The sequence below is a fragment of the Pseudooceanicola sp. NS-SX8 genome (assembly GCF_057380755.1).
The window spans coordinates 97184-116963 of the sequence record NZ_CM170819.1 but is presented as its reverse complement, the minus strand read 5'-3'; the positions used below and the strand labels follow the sequence as shown (position 1 = coordinate 116963).

General features: G+C 69.7%; 18 protein-coding genes. 2 read left to right on the top strand and 16 right to left on the bottom strand.

The window, feature by feature from the left end:
* The first annotated feature begins 28 nt into the window (after positions 1-28).
* Positions 29-1549, top strand: a complete 1521-nt coding sequence (gene amaB / locus AC2IR1_RS00545; RefSeq protein ID WP_486474336.1) for an L-piperidine-6-carboxylate dehydrogenase — start codon at positions 29-31, stop codon at positions 1547-1549.
* Positions 1550-1612: 63 nt separating this feature from the next.
* Here the strand turns inward: amaB and AC2IR1_RS00540 are convergent, their stop codons facing one another.
* The 11 genes from AC2IR1_RS00540 to AC2IR1_RS00490 all read right to left on the bottom strand — a co-directional run bounded on the left by AC2IR1_RS00540 (position 1613) and on the right by AC2IR1_RS00490 (position 13018).
* Positions 1613-1951 (bottom strand): hypothetical protein, encoded by a 339-nt coding sequence (locus AC2IR1_RS00540; protein WP_486474335.1) that lies wholly within the window; start codon positions 1949-1951, stop codon positions 1613-1615.
* 159 nt (positions 1952-2110) lie between these two features.
* On the bottom strand, positions 2111-3043 hold the full coding sequence (locus AC2IR1_RS00535) for a LysR family transcriptional regulator (RefSeq protein WP_486474334.1): 933 nt from the start codon (positions 3041-3043) through the stop codon (positions 2111-2113).
* Between the two features lie 45 nt (positions 3044-3088).
* Entirely contained in the window at positions 3089-3763 is a 675-nt protein-coding gene (locus AC2IR1_RS00530; RefSeq protein ID WP_486474333.1) for a DUF1028 domain-containing protein, read from the bottom strand.
* Between the two features lie 60 nt (positions 3764-3823).
* Entirely contained in the window at positions 3824-4240 is a 417-nt protein-coding gene (locus tag AC2IR1_RS00525; protein WP_486476458.1) for a RidA family protein, read from the bottom strand.
* Positions 4241-4257: 17 nt separating this feature from the next.
* Positions 4258-5508 (bottom strand): flavin-containing monooxygenase, encoded by a 1251-nt coding sequence (locus AC2IR1_RS00520; RefSeq protein WP_486474332.1) that lies wholly within the window; start codon positions 5506-5508, stop codon positions 4258-4260.
* Positions 5509-5619: 111 nt separating this feature from the next.
* The gene (locus AC2IR1_RS00515) at positions 5620-6561 is read right to left on the bottom strand and encodes an ABC transporter permease (RefSeq protein WP_486474331.1); all 942 of its coding nucleotides are present in this window, start codon (positions 6559-6561) and stop codon (positions 5620-5622) included.
* Positions 6558-7610, bottom strand: a complete 1053-nt coding sequence (locus AC2IR1_RS00510; RefSeq protein ID WP_486474330.1) for an ABC transporter permease — start codon at positions 7608-7610, stop codon at positions 6558-6560. The genes AC2IR1_RS00515 and AC2IR1_RS00510 overlap by 4 nt, the downstream gene beginning before the upstream one ends.
* A complete protein-coding gene (locus tag AC2IR1_RS00505) occupies positions 7600-9135 on the bottom strand; it encodes an ABC transporter ATP-binding protein (RefSeq protein ID WP_486474329.1) in 1536 nt (511 codons plus the stop codon). Before AC2IR1_RS00505 ends, AC2IR1_RS00510 begins: the two co-directional genes overlap by 11 nt.
* Positions 9132-10517 carry an amidase gene (locus AC2IR1_RS00500; protein WP_486474328.1) on the bottom strand — a complete coding sequence of 462 codons (1386 nt, stop codon included), beginning with the start codon at positions 10515-10517 and terminating at the stop codon, positions 9132-9134. Before AC2IR1_RS00500 ends, AC2IR1_RS00505 begins: the two co-directional genes overlap by 4 nt.
* Positions 10518-10571: 54 nt before the next feature.
* Positions 10572-11561, bottom strand: a complete 990-nt coding sequence (locus AC2IR1_RS00495) for a BMP family protein (RefSeq protein WP_486474327.1) — start codon at positions 11559-11561, stop codon at positions 10572-10574.
* A 164-nt stretch (positions 11562-11725) separates the two neighbouring features.
* On the bottom strand, positions 11726-13018 hold the full coding sequence (locus AC2IR1_RS00490) for an amidohydrolase family protein (RefSeq protein ID WP_486474326.1): 1293 nt from the start codon (positions 13016-13018) through the stop codon (positions 11726-11728).
* Positions 13019-13259: 241 nt separating this feature from the next.
* On the opposite strand from AC2IR1_RS00490, the gene hutC reads away from it, so the two are divergent.
* Positions 13260-14012 (top strand): histidine utilization transcriptional repressor HutC, encoded by a 753-nt coding sequence (gene hutC, locus AC2IR1_RS00485; protein ID WP_486474325.1) that lies wholly within the window; start codon positions 13260-13262, stop codon positions 14010-14012.
* On the opposite strand, the gene AC2IR1_RS00480 is transcribed toward hutC, so the two are convergent.
* From AC2IR1_RS00480 to hutI, 5 genes are read right to left on the bottom strand one after another with little or no spacing between them, the layout of a single operon-like run.
* Positions 13996-14553 (bottom strand): HutD/Ves family protein, encoded by a 558-nt coding sequence (locus AC2IR1_RS00480; protein ID WP_486474324.1) that lies wholly within the window; start codon positions 14551-14553, stop codon positions 13996-13998. The genes hutC and AC2IR1_RS00480 overlap by 17 nt on opposite strands.
* On the bottom strand, positions 14550-16244 hold the full coding sequence (gene hutU, locus AC2IR1_RS00475) for a urocanate hydratase (RefSeq protein WP_486474323.1): 1695 nt from the start codon (positions 16242-16244) through the stop codon (positions 14550-14552). The genes AC2IR1_RS00480 and hutU overlap by 4 nt, the downstream gene beginning before the upstream one ends.
* 14 nt (positions 16245-16258) lie before the next feature.
* A complete protein-coding gene (hutG, locus tag AC2IR1_RS00470) occupies positions 16259-17074 on the bottom strand; it encodes an N-formylglutamate deformylase (protein ID WP_486474322.1) in 816 nt (271 codons plus the stop codon).
* Positions 17071-18603, bottom strand: coding sequence for a histidine ammonia-lyase (gene hutH, locus AC2IR1_RS00465; protein ID WP_486474321.1), 1533 nt, complete (start codon positions 18601-18603; stop codon positions 17071-17073). Before hutH ends, hutG begins: the two co-directional genes overlap by 4 nt.
* A complete protein-coding gene (hutI, locus tag AC2IR1_RS00460) occupies positions 18596-19780 on the bottom strand; it encodes an imidazolonepropionase (protein ID WP_486474320.1) in 1185 nt (394 codons plus the stop codon). Before hutI ends, hutH begins: the two co-directional genes overlap by 8 nt.

The following is a 19780-nucleotide window of genomic DNA, read 5'->3' as shown; positions in this document are numbered from 1 at the left end:
ATTCCGACCCCGCTTCCGAGGAGCTGTCATGACCGAACCCCTTCTGCAGATCACCGCCGAAACCATGGCGAACTGCGGCGCAAGCGCTGCCCTTTCCGCCCCCGGGGGCATGGCGGTGGTCAGCCCCGTCACCGGCGCGCCGGTGGCGCATCTGGCGGTGCATTCGGTGGCCGATACCGAGGCCGCGATCGCCCGGGCCGGAACCGCCTTTCGTGCCTGGCGCCTGGTGCCCGCGCCGCGCCGTGGCGAACTGGTGCGGCTCTTCGCCGAGGAGCTGCGCCGGTCGAAGGAGGACCTGGGGCGCATGGTGTCGATCGAGGCGGGCAAGTCGCCCTCCGAGGGGCTGGGCGAAGTGCAGGAGATGATCGACATCTGCGATTTCGCCGTGGGCCTTTCACGCCAGCTTTATGGGCTGACCATCGCGACGGAGCGCCCGGGCCACCGGATGATGGAGACCTGGCACCCGCTGGGGGTGGTGGGGATCATCACCGCCTTCAACTTCCCCTGTGCACCCTGGTGCTGGAACGCGGCGCTGGCGCTGGTCTGTGGCGATCCGGTGATCTGGAAGCCGTCGGAGAAGACCCCGCTGACCGCGCTGGCCTGCCAGGCGGTGCTGGAGCGCGCCATCGCACGGTTCGGCACGGATGCGCCGGAGGGGCTGAGCCAGGTGCTGGTCGGTGGGCCGGAGGTGGGCGAGGCGCTGGTCGACAACCCCGGGGTCGCGCTGATCTCTGCCACCGGGTCGACCCGGATGGGGCGGATCGTGGGCCCGAAGGTCGCGGCACGCTTCGGCAAGTATATCCTGGAGCTGGGCGGCAACAACGCCGGCATCGTCTGCCCCTCGGCCGACCTGGACATGACCCTGCGCGCGGTGGCCTTCGGCGCCATGGGCACCGCCGGGCAGCGGTGCACCAGCATGCGGCGGCTGTTCGTGCACGAGGATGTCTATGACCAGATCGTGCCGGCACTGAAGAAGGCCTATGCCTCCGTCAGCGTGGGCAACCCGCTGGAGACCCAGGCCCTGGTCGGCCCGCTGATCGACGGTGCCGCCCATGAGGCCATGGCATCGGCGCTGGAAGAGGCGGCGGCGCTGGGCGGGATCGTCCATGGCGGCGCGCGGCAGGCGGTGGGGCCCGAGACGGCCTATTACGTGAAGCCCGCCCTGGTGGAGATGCCGGAGCAGGCGGGCCCCGTCCTGCGGGAGACCTTCGCGCCGATCCTCTATGTCATGAAGTATTCCGATTTCGATGCGGTGCTGGAGAGCCACAACGCGGTGGGCGGGGGCCTGTCTTCGTCGATCTTCACCACGGACCTGCGGGAGATGGAGGTGTTCCTGTCGGCGCGGGGCTCCGATTGCGGGATCGCCAACGTCAACATCGGCACCTCCGGCGCGGAGATCGGCGGGGCCTTCGGCGGAGAGAAGGAGACCGGCGGCGGCCGGGAAAGCGGATCGGACGCCTGGCGCGCCTACATGCGGCGGGCGACCAACACGATCAACTATTCGTCCGAGCTGCCGCTGGCGCAGGGCGTGGTCTTTGACATCGACTGAGGACCGCGGGCCGTCAGGTGAATGGCCCCCGGGGTATTGTCCCGGGGGCCCCTTGGCCTGCTGTCAGCACTTGTCGTTGGCGCGGCGGATCACCCAGTCGGTCGAATAGTCCCCGCCATCGACGGGATTGCCGTTCTGGTAGAAGTAGCAGCGCCCGTACTGGCCCAGGTAGCGACCCTTGGGCTTGATCACGTAGCCGAGCGCCTTGTCTTCGGTCGGGTCGGAGATGTCGGTGCACTGGATCGGGCCGCAGGCGAACCACTTGCCGTGGCTGTTCTGGAAGGAGAAGGCCAGTTCCTGCCCGTTGTTGTAGGTGATCGCCCAGGCGGCCTGGAACGGCATGGCGCAGAGGGCGAGCGTGGCGAGGATCGGGGCGGTGCGGGAGGCGGAAATGCGGGGCATGGTAAAATCCGTTTCGAAAATATCGGGTTGGCGTAAATCGTCGTTCTGCCCCTGAAACTAGGCATTCGCGGGGGGCTGTGAAGGGGCGGCGCCCGGGCTGACGGGATTTGTCATGCGGGGCCAGTCTGGTTGCCAGTCTGGTTGGCCCCGGAGCCGGGATCAATGCGCCGCGACGAGGCCCGGAAGCGCGCCTGCGTCGGCCGCTTCGTGGCAATGGTCGATGAAGGCGCGGATGGTGCGGGAGACATGGGTCGCGCGGGCCATGGCCAGGCCCAGCTGCAGCGGCGGCAGGTCGGTGTCCAGGGGAATGAACTTCAACGGGCGGCCATCCATCGCCTGGGTCGAAACGGTCCGCAGGTTGGTGATGCCGTAGCCGTAGCCCGAGGCGACGAGGCTGCGTTGTACGGCGACGTCCGCCGTTCGTTCGCTGATGCGCGGGCGCTGCCCGAGACCGCGAAAGAGCGCCATGAAGTAATCGGCACTGTGCGGCAGATCCAGAAGGACCATGGAATGATCCAGCAGCTGCGCCGGGGTCAGCCGCGCGTGGCCGGCCAGCGGATGATCGGGGGCGAGCAGGACAAGGGGTGGCAGGCTGTGCAGCGGTTCGAAGCTGACGTCGGCGGGCAGGGCCAGGTCGTAGGTCAGCGCCAGGTCGATGCGCCCGGCGCCGAGCGCGTCGAGGATCTGCGCCTGGTCGAGTTCCCTCTGCGACAGGTCGACGTTTTCATGCTTGTCCTCGAACCCGCGCCGCAGCAACGGAAACATCGTGGGCACGAAGGTGCGCAGGCAGCCGACGCGCAGCGAGCCGCGCACCGTGTCGGTGAAGATGGTGGCCAGATCGTTGAGCCGTCCGGCCTCGTTCAGCACGGCGCGCGCCTGGTCCAGGAACCGTTCGCCCGCCGGTGTCGGTGACAGGCCCTGGCCATGGCGCCGGGTAAAGAGCTGCACGCCGAAACCGGCTTCCAGCTGGGCGATGGCGGAGGACATGGAAGGGGCGGAGACGTTCACCTTCTCCGCCGCCATGGCGATGCTGCCCGCCTCCCCCACGGCGATGAAATATTCAAGCTGCCTGAGCGTGAATCGTAGCGGCATGGGGCCCGTCGTCCTGTGTGGTTCCGTCCTGTGCGGTTTCGGCGATCATTCGTCGCCGGGAACACCGTAGGACGGGGCGTCGCGCGGGTCGAGCGCCCGGGTGACATAGGCCTGCGCCTGGGGTTCGTAGACGGCCCAGGCGGCGGCGAGGGCCGTGATCGGGCAGTCCTCGGTCCAGTCGATGCGCAATTCCGCCAGCGGCCAGCTTTGCCGGTCGACCAGAAGCAGCCCGGCGGAATGCACCGGCCCGGCTTCGCCGCCGGCGGCCAGCCCGGCCTGCAATGCGGTGATCAGCCGGGTGCCGAGCGTGCTCGTGCTGTCGCGAAAGGCCGAGATCATGGCCTGGGGCACGGCGGTATCGGCCAGCAGGTTCCCGGCGGCAGCACAGCAGGGGCCCTGGGCCTCTCCCCACTGGCCCAGGACGCTGGTGCCCGAGAGGATGGCGCTGTCCCCGCCGCGACCGACGGCCAGAACCTGCCGGTAGTCCATGTGATGGCCGACCCTTTCGAGGATCGAGAGCGCCTCTGCCGGGGTGGCACCCTGTTCCATCAGGTCGAGCGCCCTGGGCCCCAGCCGTGGATCGGTGACATTCTGGGAGCAGACGGCGCCGGTGCCCGCACGGGCAAAGGCGCAACGCGCCGCGACGGCAGGAGAGGAGGAGGAGATGACGAGGCCGAACTGTCCGGTTTCGGGACAGTGGCCGACGAGGGAAAAGGTCATGGCGCGGTTTCCGGTGTTGCTGGGGCCGAGGGTCGCAGAGAGGGGACTACAGTTCGGGCGTCACTGGTCGGGGATCACGGCGGTGGCGTCGATTTCGACCAGCCAGTCGGGCCGGGCGAGGGCCACGACGACAAGGCCGGTGCAGACCGGGTGCACCCCACGAATGTATTCCCCCATGGTGCGATAGACGGCTTCGCGGTGGCGGACATCGGTGATGTAGACGACCAGCTTGGTGACATGGTCCATCCGGCCGCCGCATTCCTCCACCAGCTGGCGGATGTTCTGCATGACCTTGTGGGTCTGTTCGACGGGGTCGTGGCTTTCGATGTTCTGCGCCGTGTCGAGGTCCTGCGGGCACTGGCCGCGCAGGAAGATCGTCGTGCCGCGCGCGACCACGGCCTGGGCCAGGTCGTTGTCGAGGTTCTGTTCGGGGTAGGTGTCGCTGGTATTGAACTTGCGATGACGGATATGCTCCATGGGAGGGCCTTTCGGGGTCATGCCTTTTCGTAGGCGAGGTAGTTGCGCTGCACGAAGATATGGGTGGCGAGGTATTTCGCATCATACCAGCAACCGTAGATGAAGGAGGAGGCGCGGTTGGTCAGTTCCGGCAGGCCGAGGAAGTAGATGCCGGGTTCGGTGGAGATGCCGCGCCTGTGTGCGGGCAGCCCGGCGGCGTCGAAGGCATCGACCTGAAGCCAGCTGAAATCGAAGCGGAAGCCGGTGGCCCAGAGGATGGTGGTGATCCCCTCTGCCGCGAGGTCGAGGTCTTTCAGCGGGTGGGCGATGCAGTCGGGATCGGTGGCGATGTCCCAGGCCTCCGGCTCGGGGGGCAGGTCGAGGCCGTTGCGTTCGACGTAGGCGTCGGCCTCGGCCAGGACCTCCAGGTAGGCGCGGTCACCGGCGGCGATATTTTCGCGCAGGTCGTCGGCGAAGCGGATCACGCCGTTCTCGCAGCTTTCGGTCAGGCCGGTGATCGTGACGCCGGAGGCGGCGAGGCGGCGGAAGTCCACGGTATGGCCGCCATCGGTGCCGCTGACGGCGAAGGCGACATGGCGGCGGCTGTCGTCGGGGCGGGTCGCATCCCATTTGCCCAGCACGCCCAGCCACCAGACGTAATCGCGGTTCCGGTAGGCCCGCGGCGGGCGGTAGTGCGGCCCGATGGAGAGAAAGACGCGGCGCCCGGCGCGCTGCAGTTCCTGCGCGATCTGCGCGCCGGAGGCGCCGCCGCCCACCACAAGCACCGCCCCCGGCGCAAGCTGGTCGGGGTTGCGGTAGGCGGAGGAGTGGATCTGGTCGATCCCCGGGGTTTCGGGCACCACGGGCGGGATCGAGGGCTTCTGGAAGGGCCCGGTGGCGGCGACCACGCGCTGCGCCTCGATCACGCCGTCGGAGGTGGTGACGGTGAAGCCCGGGCGGCCTTCGTTGCGGACCACCGACTGCACCTCGACCCCGGTGCGGAGGGGGGCGTCGATCCTGCGGGCGTAGTCTTCGAAATAGCGGGCGACGCGCTCCTTCGCGGGGAAGCTGTCGGGGTCGATGTCGTCGAAGGTCTGGTTCGGGAACCGGTCGTGCCAGGCGGGGCCGTTGGCGACCAGCGAATCCCAGCGGCCACTGCGCCAGGCCTCGGCCACGCGGGCGCGTTCCAGCACCAGGTGGGGGACGCCCATGTCCCTAAGGTGCTCGCTCATCGCGATGCCGGACTGGCCGCCGCCGACCACCAGGGTATCGATTTCTTCGACTGTCATTCTGCCTCCGGTGCCCTTGCAAAGATGTATCCGGGGCTAATCTGCGCGGGGGCGCCCGGCGGTGGAAAGTAGCAAGTTCCTAACAGGGGATGAGGCAGAGCCTAAGCGAGGTCAGCGTTCGCCCCGCCGGTAGGGCTGCATCAGGGCCTGGGGCACGCGGGCGCGGCGGGCCATGATGATCAGCGCGACGATGGACAGCAGGTAGGGCAGCATCAGGAAGAGCTGGTAGGGCACGCCGTCGACCACCGTCTGCAGGCGCAGCTGGAAGGCGTCGAAGAAGGCGAAAAGCGCGGCCCCCAGCAGGGCGCGGCCCGGGCGCCAGAGCGCGAAGACCACCAGCGCGACGCAGATCCAGCCACGGCCCTGGATCATGGTGGGGAAGAAGCTGTTGAAGGCCGCCAGGGTCAGGAAGGCGCCGCCCATGCCCATCAGGGCGGATCCGGCCATGACGGCGCCGATGCGCAGGCGGATCGGGTCGATGCCCTGGGCGTCCACCGCGTGGGGGTTTTCCCCCGTCATCCGCAGGGCCAGCCCCAGCGGCGTGCGGTAGAGGACCCAGGCCAGCAGGGCCACCAGCACCAGCGCGAGGTAGGTCGGCGCCGTCTGGTTGAAGACCACCGGGCCGATGAAGGGGATCTCTGACAGGCCGGGCACGGGCCAGGGCCGGAAGGGCTCGATCGTGGGCGGGGAGGAGGAGGTCGGCACCGCCAGGCGGAAGACGTAGTAGGAGAAGCTGGAGGCGAAGAGCGTGATGCCCAGCCCGGTGACGTGCTGCGACAGGCCCAGAACGACGGTGAGCAGCGCATGGAGCAGGCCGAAGATCGCCCCGCCGAGGGCTGCCGCCAGCAGGCCCAGCCAGAGGCCGCCGCCGGAGTAGACCGTCAGCCAGCCGACCATGGCGCCGAAGGTCATGATGCCCTCGATCCCGAGGTTCAGCACGCCCACCCGTTCGCACAGCAGGACGCCCAGCGTGCCGAAGATCAGCGGCGTGGCGATGCGCAGCACCGCTTCCCAGAGGCCGATGGTGCCCAGGATGTCGAAGAGAACGCTCATTTGCGGATCCTGTACTGGGTGAGGAAGAGGGCGACGAGCATGGTCAGCAGCGAGAGCGCCACGGTGACGTCGGCGATGTAGCTGGGGATGCCCAGGGCGCGGGACATGCTGTCGGCGCCGACGAACATCACGGCGGAGAAGAGCGCGGCGCCGATCACCCCGATGGGGTTGAGGTTGGCCAGCATGGCGATGACGATGCCCGAGTAGCCGTAGCTGGGGGACAGGTCGGTGGTGACATAGCCCTTCACCCCCATCACCTCGATCGCGCCGGCAAGGCCCGCCAGCCCGCCCGAGAGGCAGGCGACGGCGATCAGGGTGCGGCCCAGCGGAACGCCTGCGAAGGCGGCGGCGCGGGGGTTCAGCCCGGCCGCGCGGGAGCGCATCCCGAAGACCGTGCGCGATTGCAGCCACCAGACCGTCACGGCCATGACCACGGCGATGACGAGGCCCGCGTGCAGGCGGGTGCGGGCCATGAGTTTCGGCAGCAGGGCGTTGTCGGGCACGGGCACCGACTGCGGCCAGCCGAAGGCCAGCGGGTCCTTCATAGCCCCTTCGATCATCAGCGAGACGAAGAGCACGGCGACGAAGTTGAGAAGCAGGGTGGTGACGACCTCGTCCACGCCGAATTTCAGGCGCAGGCCCAGGGGCAGGAGCAGCAGGATCATCCCCGCCACAGCGCCCGCGACGAGGCAGAGCAGGATCGCGAGCGGGGCGGGCAGGGCCCCCACGGCGGGGATCATGCCGAAGGCCGCGACGGCCAGCGCACCCATGTAGAACTGCCCTTCACCGCCGATGTTCCAGAGCCTGGCGCGGAAGGCCACGGCGGCGGCAAGGCCGGTCAGGATCAGCGGCGTGGCGCGCGTCAGCGTTTCGGAAAAGCCCAGGCGGGAGCCGAAGGCGCCCTTCAGGATCAGGCGGTAGGCGTCGATCACGTTGGCGCCCGCGATGGCGATCAGCACGCCCGCGATGACCAGGGCGGCCAGGATCGCCCCCAGCGGCGCCAGCAGGGTCAGCGCGGTGGAGGGATGGTCGCGTCGTTCAAAGCGCATGGTCTGCCTCGATCTGTTCTGCCAGGGTCCAGTCGCCGGCCATCATCAGGCCGAGGAGCTGCGCATCGGCGCGTTCCGCCGGGATGGCGGGCGAGAGCCGCCCGTTAACGATGGCGCGGATCCGGTCCGACAGGCCGATCACCTCGTCCAGGTCTTCGGAGATCAGCAGCACGCCGGCGCCGCGCCCGCGCGCCTCCAGCAGGCGTTCATGGACCCCGGCGATGGCGCCTTCGTCGAGCCCCCGGCTGGGCTGGGCCGCGACCAGGATGTCCGGCACGGCGGTCAGCACGCGGCCGAGGATCAGTTTCTGCATGTTGCCGCCCGACAGCAGCCGGATGCGACCGTCCACCGTGGCGCCGCGCACGTCGTAGTCGCGCAGGATCGCGTCGGTCGCGGCGCGGGCGGCGGTGCGTTTCACCATGCCCCGGGCGGAGAACTCGGGCGACCAGATGCGTTCCAGCACGGCGTTTTCCCAGGTGGACATGTCGCCGATGGTGCCTTCGGCGTTGCGGTCTTCGGGGATCCGTCCTATGCCCGCGCGGATGGCGCCGGGCACGTCGTAGGCGGGCGGTTCCTGCCCCTTGATCAGCAGGGCGCCGTTGTCGGGGGCATGCAGGCCCGAGACGAGACCCGCCAGCGTGGTCTGCCCGTTGCCGGACACGCCGATGATGCCCAGCGTTTCGCCCGCGTGCAGGCGGAAGCTGACCTCCTTCAGCGAGGCGCCGCCATGCCCGCCGACGGAGACGCCGACCGCTTCCAGCAGGACGGGCCCGGGCGTGGCGGGCGGGCGTTCGGGGCGTTTCACGGCACGGCCGACCATCAGCTCCGCCAGTTCCTCCTTCGAGGTGGCGGAGGTGGCGCGTTCGGCCACCACCCGGCCCCGGCGCAGCACGACGACGCGGTCGGAGGCCGACATGACCTCGTGCAGCTTGTGGGAGATGAAGATCAGCGACAGCCCCTTGGCCGCCATTTCCCGCAGGGTGAGGAAGAGGCTTTCGGCCTCCTGCGCGGTCAGCACGGCGGTGGGTTCGTCGAGGATCAGCACGCGGGCGTCGTTGTAGAGCGCCTTCAGGATCTCGACCCGTTGGCATTCGCCCACCGAGAGGTCCGAGACACGGGCGTCGGGATCGACCTTCAGACCGAAGCGCTGCGACAGGTCCAGCAGCCGCGCGCGCCCGGCGGCGCGGTCGGAGCGCAGCCGCCAGAGCGGTTCGGTGCCGGTCATGACGTTTTCCAGCACGGTCAGGTTGGGCGCCAGCGCGAAATGCTGGTGCACCATGCCGACGCCCGCACGGATCGCGGCGCGTGACTTGCCGGGAGGCAGTTCGGTGCCGTTGACCTTCACCGTGCCTTCGTCGGCGGTGTAATGGCCGAAAAGGATCGACATCAGCGTCGTCTTGCCCGCGCCGTTCTCGCCCAGCAGGGCGATGATTTCGCCGCGGTCGAGGTGCAAAGACACATCCTCGTTCGCGGTGACGGCGCCGAAGCGCTTGGTGATGTGCGACAGTTCGAGGACGCGGGTCACGAGAGGCCTCCGAAGAGCGGAATGGGGTGGGTCCAGCGCCCGGCGTCCTCCAGCGTCTGGCCGAGGGTGAGCAGGCGCAGGTCGCCGCCGATGGGCGCGAGGAGCTGCACGGGCAGGGGCAGGCCTTCGGCATCGCGGCCGATGGGCAGGGTCAGGGCGGGGGCACCGGTGACATTGGCCAGCGCGGCATAGGGGGCGAAGGCATCCATGCGCGCCAGCTGCAGGTCGGGGTCGCGGTGATCGGTGGGGAAGGCGCCAAGCGCGGGCGGCGCGGAGGAGAGCATGGGCAGCAGGATCGCGTCGAGGTCGTCGAAGAGCCGCCAGAGGCCATGGGCTGCGGCGGTTCCTGCCTCCAGCGTGGTCCAGAGCTCCGGGGCGGAGAGGGCGGCGCCGCGTTCGGCGAAGGCCTGCGTCAGCGGTTCGCAGAGCGAGAGGTCGAGGCCCGCCGGACCGAGAGAGGCGAGGTTGGCGGAGACGATGCGGTCAAAGACGCGGCCCGCGCCCTGCCGCAGTCGGTCGAGCCGCGTGGCGGGCAGGGACCGCAGGGTGTGCCCGGCATCTTCGAGCCACATGGCCGCCTGTTCCAGCGCGGCGGAGCGGGTGGGGTCGATGTCGGGCGCATCGGTCACGAGGCCGATGATCATCGGACCCTCGGCGCGGAGCTGGGCCGGATCGGGGAAGGGGCCGCGGGCGTGGCCGGTCAGGCAGGGCCAGAGCGCGCGGGCGTCGTGGGTGGTGCGGGTCACGGCGAATTCGGTGGCGATGCCGCCCAGGTGGTTGCCATAGCCGGGTCCGCCGGGGATCGCCCCGCGCGAGGGTTTCAGCCCGACCAGCCCGCAGCAGGCGGCGGGCACCCGGATCGAGCCGCCCGCATCGGTGGCATGGGCCAGCGGCACGATGCCCGCGGCCACGGCTGCTGCCGATCCGCCGGAGGAGCCTCCGGCGATGCGGGTGGGATCCAGCGGGTTGCGGCAGACCGGCCCGGTCGCTGGTTCCGAGGACAGCGACAGGCCGAATTCCGGCACCGTGGTTGCCCCGAAGGCACGGAAGCCCGCAGCGCGGAAGCGGGTGGCAAGGTCACTGTCGGAGACGCCCTTGCGCCCGGCCATCGCAGCAGATCCGGCGCGCACGGGGATGCCCGCGAAGGGCCCGCCCAGGTCCTTCACCAGCAGGGGCACGCCCGCAAAGGGGCCGGCGGATGCATCGGACAGGGGGGGATCTTCGGGGGTGAGCCAGCAGAGCGCGCCCAGCTCCGCCATGTCGGCGGCGCGGCTGCGGGCAAGCTGCAGTGCGCGGTCGGCGGTGATCTCTTCTCTCGCCAGGGCCCCTGCGAGGGAGGTCGCGTCGGTCGGGGCGGCGTTTGGGGCGGCTGTGCGTGTCATCTTGGCGGTCATGCCGCGCGGTCACCCGCGCGGCAGGGGATCCGCAGGTCCGGATCAGGCCGGTTCGTCGAAATTGCGCGGCACTTCGAATTCGCCCGCCATGATCGCGGCGCGGGTTTCCAGCATGGTCTTCACCGCGGCTTCGGGCGCTGCGCCCTCGACGTAGGTGATGTCGCTGCCGCCGTCCTTCATCAGGCTGAGCGGGGTGTAGTTCTTGCCCACCGGCGTGCCGGAGGTCGCATCGGCCAGCGCGGCGTCAAGCAGCGGGCGGAAGGACCACATGGCGTTGGCAAAGACGGTTTCGGGGTAGCGGGGCGTGTAGTCGATCAGCGAGCCGATCGCCTTGATGCCGCGTTCCTGCGCCGCATCTGCCGTGCCGATGCGTTCGCCGAAGAGGATGTCCGCCCCGGCGTCGATCTGCGCAAGGCCCGCTTCGCGCGCCTTGGGCGGATCGAAGAAGGTGCCGATGAAGCCCACCAGGTGCTTCACGTCGGGGTTCACCGCCTTCACGCCATCGGCGAAGCCGTTGATCAGCATGTTGACCTCCGGGATCGGGATCGCGCCGACGGAGCCGACGGTGCCGGTTTCGGTCATCGCGCCGGCCAGCATGCCGCAGAGGTAGGCCGCTTCCCAGTTCCAGGTGCCGTAGACGCCGAAGTTGTCGCCCGAGGCCTCGCCCGAGGAGCCCATGAGGAAGGCGGTATCGGGGTAGTCGGCGGCCACTGTGCGGGCCTCGCGTTCGACGGCGTAGCTTTCGCCGACGATCAGCACGTTGCCTGCCTCGGCGTATTCACGCATGGCGCGGGGGTAGTCGGTGCCAGAGACGCCTTCGGAGAAGGTGTATTCGATCACGCCTTCCTCTGCCGCGGCCAGCATGGCGGCGTGCAGGACGGAGTTCCAGGCGTTCTCCACCGGGGAGGCATGGATGCCGGCGACCTTCACCGGGGCGGATTGCGCCCGCAGCGCGGGGGCGAAGAGCGTGGAGGCGCCAAGAGCGGCGCCGGTGCCCAGCAGGCGACGGCGGTTCATGATAATGCGAGTCAAAGTATCTCTCCCTGTCAAAGCCCGGTCTGCTGCCGGGTATCGTGATGCGCTATCGGCGCCCGCGGGGGCCGTCCTGTCAAGACACTGACCGGTCGGACACCCCGCAGGGCGGGACACTAACCCCCGGGTCTGCCGCGCAAACGGGCAAATTCCTGACCAAACGTTCAGGAAGCGTGGCGGGGCGCGTAATCGGCCGGATCGACCTGTGCCGGGCGGCTGTCGAGAGAAAGCCGGGTGATTTCGGGTGCGGTTTCGGCGATGACCTTGCCGCGCCGGATGACCTTGAGCCGGACGGGGCGCAGGCGGATCGCCTCTGCCGGGTCCTTGGCCTGCAGCAACACCATGTCCGCGTGGTTGCCGACCTCCAACCCGTAGCCGTCGAGCCCCATGATCCGGGCCGAGTTCACGGTGACCGCATCGAAGAGCGCGCGCTTGTCCTGGCCCGAGCCCATCTGCGTGCAGTGCAGCGCCATATGCGCCACGTCGAGCAGATCGCCCGAACCCATGGAATACCAGGGGTCGAGCACGCAGTCCTGGCCGAAGCCTACGGTGAGCCCTGCCTCCATCAGCTGCTGGATCCGGGTCAGGCCACGCCGCTTGGGGTAGGTGTCGTGGCGCCCCTGCAGCATGATGTTGATGAGTGGGTTGGGGATCACGCGAAGCTCTGCCTCTGCCATCAGGGGGATGAGTTTCGAGACGTAGTAGTTGTCCATGGAATGCATGGAGGTCAGGTGGCTGCCCGCGACGCGCCCCTGCAGGCCGAAGTGGACGGTCTGGGCGGCGAGGGTTTCCACGTGGCGGGACATCGGATCATCGGTCTCGTCGCAGTGCATGTCGACCATCAGCCCGCGGTCGGCGGCGATCCGGCAGAGCGCCTCGACCGAGCGGGCGCCGTCTTCCATGGTGCGTTCGAAATGGGGAATACCCCCAACGATATCCACACCCATATCCAGGGCTTTGGACAATGCATCTTGTGCTTCCGCGCAGCGGTAGTAGCCATCCTGTGGGAACGCCACAAGCTGTAGATCAAGGTATGGGGCGACGATCTCGCGGACTTCGAGCAGGGCCTCGGCTGTGACCAGCCGGGGGTCCGACACGTCGACATGGCTGCGAATTGCCAACAGGCCCTTGGACACCGCCAGATCGCAGTAGCGCACAGCCCGTTCGACCAGTGCCTCCTTCGTCAGGGTGGGGCGCAGTTCCCCCCAGAGGGAGATGCCTTCGAGCAGGGTGCCGGAGACATTCATCCGGGGCAGGCCGAGCGAGAGGGTGGCATCCATGTGGAAGTGCGGATCGACGAAGGGCGGCGAGACGAGCTGACCTCCGGCGTCGATGACCTCTCCGGCCTCTGTGGGCAGGCCGGGTTCCAGCGCGGCGATGCGGCCCGCGGTGATGCCGATGTCGATGCCGGTGCGGCCGTCGGGCAGGGTGGCGTTGCGAAGAAGCAGGTCGAACATCGGGGGGCCTTTCGTCGTTGTCTGCGGCGGAGATTAGGCAGGGGGCCGGGCGGTGTCACGCGGGGAGGCGGGGCGCGGGCATGCTTCGGGGGGAACTGCCCCCGAAAGAGGCCCTGAAGGAGAAACCGCGGCCTCTGTCGGGGTGGCGAAGCCTTTGCATGCCGGGCCGCGTGGCGATAGGGTTCCGCAATGCCAAGTCGCGGATATCAGCGGCTTTCCCGCCCGTGCCACAGGACATCTCATGGCCCCGCCCCGCCCTTCCGAACCGCGACATGCGGCGATCCTGGCCGAGTTCCGGCAGAAGATCGTCGAGGGCGCCTGGCCGCCCGGTCGCAAGCTGGAGAAGGAAACCGACCTGGCCGCGCAATACGGCGTGTCGCGCATGACCATGAACAAGGTGCTGACCCAGCTGGCGCAGGACGGGTTCGTGGTGCGGCGCAAGCGCAGCGGGACCTTCGTGGCGAAGGTGCGCGTGCAGTCGGCGGTGATGGAGATCAACAACCCCGCCCATGAGGTCGAGGCGCTGGGCCGCCGCTATGACTGGTCCCTGACAGAGGGAGCGCATCGCCGGGCGACGGCATCGGACCTGGGGTTGCTGGGCGTGATGGAGGACCTGGGCGAGGTGCTGTTCCTGCAGGGCGTGCACCTGGCCGACGGCGAGCCTTTCTGCCTTGAGGCGCGGGTGATCAACCCCGCCGTGGTGCCCGCCGCGCTGGAGGTCGATTTCGCGGTCGAGGCGCCGGGTGGCTGGCTGCAGCAGGTCATGCCCTGGTCGGCGGCGCGCCACGTGGTGCGCGCGGTCAGTGCTGCCGGGCGGGATGCAAAGGCGCTGGGCCTGCCCGCGGGCACCGCCTGCCTCGAAATCCTGCGGCGGACGGAGATGGATGCCGCCTGGGTCACCCATGCGCGGCTTCTTTACCCCGGCGACCAGCACCAGCTGACGGCCGAGTTCGAGCCGGGGCCGGCGGCCGAGGGGCCTACGCCCCGGGGCTGAGCGGCAGGATGTCGATGATCAGCGCGGCCTCCGGCAGCGGACCGGCGTGATCGGGCGACAGCTCCTGCAGGTCGAAACGCTGCAGGCCCTGCGCGGGGACATCGGGATCAGGCAGGTCGGCCAGCGCGAAGAGCAGCCGCGCCAGCGGGCGCAGGGCGCTGCTCGCGGGCTGGGTGGCGGGGCGCACATCGCAGTCGAACCCGCGCAGCATGACGTTCAGATCCAGCAGCGGCGCGCCATGCAGGGTGCAGTCGCAGGGCAGGTCCCCGGCGAAGCGCAGCGGCGGCGCGCCGGGGCCGAGGGTCACGGGTGCGGCGTCGCCGATCCCGAGGGTCATGCTGCCGCCGTCGAGGACGGTCAGCACCCGGGTCACGCCCTCGAAGGTCGAGAACGGCCCCGACTGCGCCACCCGCGCCGTGCTGATCCGCCAGCGGAAGTCGTCGAACCCGGCGCCGGGCGGATGGCAGAGGATCTCTGCCGTTTCGCCGCCGCCGTTCTTCCACGGGGCAAAGCGCCGGTCGCGGGCGCGGTGCAGGGTCATCCCAGGATGCGCGGCAGGCGCAGGCCGTGGGCCTTGGCGCAGGCGATCGCCTCCGGGTAGCCCGCATCGGCATGGCGCCAGACGCCGGAGGCCGGGTCGTTCCAGAGCACGCGCTCCAGTCGCTTTGCCGCCTCGGGCGTGCCGTCGGCGCAGATCACCACGCCCGCATGCTGCGAAAAGCCCATGCCGACGCCGCCGCCGTGGTGGATCGACACCCAGGTCGCGCCGGAGGCGGTGTTCATCAGCGCATTCAGCAGCGGCCAGTCCGATACGGCGTCCGAGCCGTCGCGCATCGCCTCGGTTTCCCGGTTGGGAGAGGCGACGGAGCCGCTGTCGAGGTGGTCGCGGCCGATGACCACCGGTGCCTTCAGCTCGCCACTGGCGACCATCTCGTTGAACTTCAGCCCGGCGCGGTGGCGGTCGCCGAGGCCGATCCAGCAGATCCGTGCGGGCAGGCCCTGGAACGCGATCCGGTCCCGCGCCATGTCGAGCCAGCGGTGCAGGCCCTCGTTTTCCGGGAAGAGCTCCTTCATCGCCTGGTCGGTCTTGTAGATGTCTTCCGGATCGCCCGAGAGCGCGGCCCAGCGGAACGGGCCCACCCCACGGCAGAAGAGCGGACGGATATAGGCGGGCACGAAGCCGGGGAAGGCGAAGGCGTCTTCCAGCCCCTCCTCCTGCGCCATCTGGCGGATGTTGTTGCCGTAGTCGAGCGTCGGCACCCCGGCGTTCCAGAAGCCCACCATGGCGGCGACGTGATCCTTCATGGAGGCACGGGCGGCGCGGTTCACCTCTTCCGGCGCGCTTTCCTGACGGGCGCGCCACTCTCCGACGGTCCAGCCCTTCGGCAGGTAGCCGTGATAGGGATCATGGGCCGAGGTCTGGTCGGTCACGATATCGGGGCGGCCGTTGGGCAGGGCTTCGCCCGCCTGCATGCGGCGCAGGATCTCGGGGAAGATGTCGGCGGCATTGCCGATCAGCGCCACCGACTTCGCCTCGCCCGCCGTGGTCCAGGCCCCGATCATCGCCAGAGCCTCATCCAGGTCGTGGGTCTTGGCGTCGCAATAGCGGGTGCGGATGCGGAAATCGGCGCGGGTCTCGTCGCATTCGACGGCCAGGCAGCAGGCGCCGGCCATGACGGCCGCCAGAGGTTGCGCGCCGCCCATGCCGCCAAGGCCGCCGGTGAGGATCCACTTGCCCTTGAGGTCGCCACCGTAATGCTGGCGCCCGGCTTCGGCGAAGGTCTCATACGTGCCCTGCACGATGCCCTGGGCGCCGATGTAGATCCAGGACCCGGCGGTCATCTGGCCGTACATCATCAGGCCCTTTTTATCGAGCTCGTTGAAATGCTCCCAATTGGCCCAGTTGGGCACGAGGTTCGAATTGGCGATGAGGACGCGGGGGGCATCGGCGTGGGTACGAATGATGGCGATGGGTTTCCCGGACTGGACGATCAGCGTCTCGTCCGCTTCGAGATCCTTCAGCGCCGCGACGATGGCGTCGAAGTCTTCCCAGCTGCGCGCGGCGCGGCCGATGCCGCCGTAGACGACCAGCTCATGCGGGTTCTCGGCCACGTCGGGGTGCAGGTTGTTCATCAGCATCCGCAGCGGCGCCTCTGCCAGCCAGGACTTGGCGTTCAGCTCCGTCCCGGTGGGCGGGAAGATGTCGCGGGTGTTGTGGCGGGTCTGGGTCATCTCGGAGTCCTCGGTCAGGGGCGCGGCAGCGCGGGGGCGGGGCCGGCGGCGGCCTTGGCCGCTGTCAGGATGTCGGTCAGGATCGCGGTCAGCTGCTTGCGCAGGGGGGCGGCCTTTTCGACGTCGATGTCGAAGGGCGGTTCCTCGGTCGCGAGGTGGGAGGATTGCGCCAGTTCCATCTGGATGGCGTGGAAGCCCTCGGCGGGGCGGCCGTAGTGCCGGGTGGTCCAGCCGCCGACGAAGCGACCGTTCAGGACATGGGTCCGCCCGGTGGCCGCAGCGGCGGCAAGGGCCGCCTCTTCGATGCCCGCCGCGCATGTGGTGCCGTAGTTGGTGCCGATGTTGAGATCGGGCAGCGTGCCATCGAAAAGCCAGGGAATGACCGAACGGATCGAGTGGCAGTCGTAGAGCACGGCATAGCCATGGAGGGCGCGCACGCGGCTCAGCTCTGCCAGAAGTGCGGCGTGGTAGGGCGCGTGATAGAGCGCGACGCGGCGCGCGACCTCGGCCTCATCCGGTTCCTCGGCCCAGATCGGGGCATTGTCGAAGGTGGTCAACGGCACCAGCCCGGTGGTGCTTTGCCCGGGGTAGAGGGACAGGCCCGAGGGATCGCGGTTGGCGTCGATCACGTAGCGGTGGAAGGCCGCGCGCACCATGGTCGCCCCGGGGATCAGCCCGCCGTAGAGCTGGTGGATGTGCCAGTCGGTGTCGCGCAGCAGGCGGCCTTCGTCGTTGAGGCGGGCGCGGATGTCGTCGGGCACCCAGGTGCCGGTATGGGGCAGCCCGAGGACGAGAGGGCTGTCGCCGCGGACGATATCGACGGGGTTCATTGGCAGACCTCCGGCAGCAGGGTGGAGAGCGGCGCGGTGAGCGCGCCGTGGTGGATCAGATCGGTCGCGGCGGCGAGGTCGGGCGCCATGTAGCGGTCTTCGGCCAGCTGCGGCACGTCCTGGCGCAGCCGGGCGATGGCGGTGGCCAGCGGGGCGGAGGTGGTCAGCGGCCCGCGCAGGGCGATGCCCTGGGCGCCGGTCAGCGCCTCGATCCCGAGGATGTGGAAGAGGTTGCCGGTCATCTGCAGCAGGCGCCGGGCGCCGTGGCAGGCCATCGACACGTGGTCTTCCTGATTGGCGGAGGTGGGCGTGCTGTCGACGGAGGCCGGGTGGGCGAGCTGCTTGTTCTCGCTCATCAGCGCGGCGGAGGTGACTTCGGCGATCATCAGCCCGGAGTTGAGGCCGGGCGCCGGGGTCAGGAAACCGGGCAGGCCGAAGCTGAGCGCGGGGTCGACCAGCATGGCGATGCGGCGCTGGGCGATCGCGCCGATCTCGGCCACGGCCAGGGCGATCTGGTCGGCGGCGAAGGCCACGGGTTCGGCGTGGAAATTGCCGCCCGAGACGACGCGCCCGTCCGACAGGACCAGCGGGTTGTCGGTGGCGGCATTCGCCTCGATCTCCAGCGTGCGGGCCGCCTGGCGCAGCAGGTCGAGGCAGGCGCCGGTGACCTGCGGATTGCAGCGCAGGCAATAGGGATCCTGCACCCGCTCGTCATCCTCCCGGTGGCTGTCGCGGATCTGCGACCCGGCGAGCAGGGCGCGCAGGGCCGCCGCCACCTCGATCTGGCCGGCATGGCCGCGCAGGGTATGTATTTCCTCGGCGAAGGGCGCGGTGGAGCCCATGGCGGCATCGGTCGAGAGCGCGCCGGTGACCACGGCCCCCTGCAGCGCCCGTTCCGCGCGGAAGAGCCCGGCCAGCGCCAGCGCGGTGGAGACCTGGGTGCCGTTGATCAGCGCCAGCCCTTCCTTGGCCGAAAGCACGACGGGGCTGAGCCCGGCGCGGGCCAGCGCACTGGCCCCGGGCAGGCGGGTGCCGTCGTGGATCGCCTCGCCCTCCCCGATCAGGACGGCGGCCATGTGGGCCAGCGGCGCCAGATCCCCCGAGGCCCCGACGGAGCCCTTTTCGGGGATCACCGGCAGCACGCCCGCCTCCAGCATGGCCTGCATCAGGGTCATCACCTCGGGCCGGACGCCGGAGGCGCCACGGGCCAGCGACATCAGCTTCAGCACCATGATCAGGCGCACCACCTCGGGCGCCAGCGGGTCGCCCACGCCGCAGCAATGCGACAGGATCAGGTTGCGCTGCAGGGTGGCCACGTCGCCGGGCGCGATGCGGATCGAGGCGAGCTTTCCGAAGCCGGTGTTGACGCCGTAGACCGCCTCGTTCCCGGCGGCGACCTGGGCGATGCGGGCGGCGGCGCGGGCGATGTCGGCATCGGCGGCGGGGTCGATGCGGGTCGGCAGCGCCTCCCAGTAGACGCGGGCCAGGGTGCGGAGGGGCACCTGGCCGGGGGAGAGGAGTTCAGCCATGGGTGACGCTTCCCTGGAAGACGCGCTGATGCAGCGGGTTGAGGCCGAGCCGGCCGATGAGCTGGGCGGGGCGTTCCACGTCCCAGAGGGTGAAATCGGCCGAAAGCCCGGGGGCGAGGCGGCCGGTGATGTCCTGCAGGCCAAGCGCGCGGGCGGCATTCGCCGTCACCGCGTCGAGGCATTCCGCGACGGTCAGGCCAAAGAGCACGGCGCCCATGTTCATCACCATGAGCAGCGAACTGACCGGAGAGGTGCCGGGGTTGCAGTCGGTGGCCAGCGCCATCGGCACGCCCGCCGCGCGCAGCAGGTCCATCGGGGGCTTCCGCGTCTCGTTCAGCATGTAGTAGGCGCCGGGCAGCAGCACGGCCACGGTGCCGGAGGCGGCAATGGCGGCCACGTCCTCCGCCTCGGCATATTCGAAGTGATCGACCGACAGCGCGCCATGCCGCGCCGCCAGCGCCGCCCCGCCGGAGCGGGTCAGCTGTTCGCTGTGCAGCTTCACCGGCAGGCCCAGGGCGCGGGCATGGGCGAAAAGCGGTTCGATCTGTCCGGCGGAAAAGGCGATCCCCTCGCAGAAGGCATCGACGGCATCCACCAGCCCTTCGGCATGGGCAAGGGAGAGCCCGGCGATGGCGACATCGCGGATGTAGTCTTCCTTCGTGCCGTCGAAATCGGCGGGCAGGGCATGGGCAGCAAGCCAGGTGGTGCGGATGCGCAGGGGGCGGACCTCTGCCAGCTTCCGCGCGGCGCGCAGCATGTCGAGTTCGGAGGCGACCGAGAGGCCGTAGCCCGACTTCACCTCCAGCGTGGAGATGCCTTCGGCGAGCAGGGCATCGACGCGGGGCAGGCTGGCCGCGACCAGCCCGTCGACATCCAGCGCCCGGGTCGCGGTGGTGGAGGCGACGATGCCGCCGCCCGCTCGGGCGATGTCCTGATAGGTCGCGCCTTCGAGGCGCATCTCGAATTCCCGGCTGCGGTCGCCGCCGAAAATGACGTGGCTGTGGCAGTCGAGGAAGGCCGGGGTCAGCAGGCGCCCCTCGCAGTCGATGAGCCGGGCGCCGTCACGGGGCAGGGCTGCGCCCATGGCCGCGATGCGCCCGTCCTCGACCGCGATGTCGGTCAGGGTGTCCCCCTGGCCCGCCGTTCGCGCGTTGATCCAGATCGTCCTCTCCGCCAT